Source organism: Paenibacillus sp. EKM10P, from assembly GCF_011800655.1.
Classification (GTDB): Bacteria; Bacillota; Bacilli; order Paenibacillales; family Paenibacillaceae; genus Paenibacillus; species Paenibacillus polymyxa.
Genome location: NZ_JAALET010000097.1, coordinates 1 through 334, shown reverse-complemented (window position 1 = coordinate 334; position 334 = coordinate 1). Strand labels below are relative to the sequence as shown.

The window sequence follows — 334 nt, the reverse complement described above, 5'->3', positions numbered from 1 at the left end:
AACATAGGCGCCCCCAGCCTTCAAAATCCCAAAGATGCCCACGATCATGTCCACCGAGCGCTCAGTCATCAGACCCACCAGACGATCCTTCGTCACGCCTTGACTGCGCAAGGTACGAGCCAATTGATTGGCGCGTTCATTCAGCTCACGATAAGTCAGCGTCTCTCCTTCAAAGAATAAGGCTGTCTGCTCCGGTGTCTGCGCCGTTTGCGCCTCGAACAAGCCGTGAATCGTTTGCTCGCTTGGATAGGTTGCCGCTGTATTGCCCCAGACCTCAACGATTTGCTCGCGCTCCTGCACCGTAACCATATCCAGCTCACACACGCGAATGTCT

General features: G+C 55.1%; 1 protein-coding gene. It reads right to left on the bottom strand.

Annotation, left to right across the window (positions count from 1 at the left end):
- On the bottom strand, positions 1 to 334 hold a 334-nt coding region (locus HFE01_RS26590), incomplete at both ends, for an AMP-binding protein (RefSeq protein WP_167442920.1).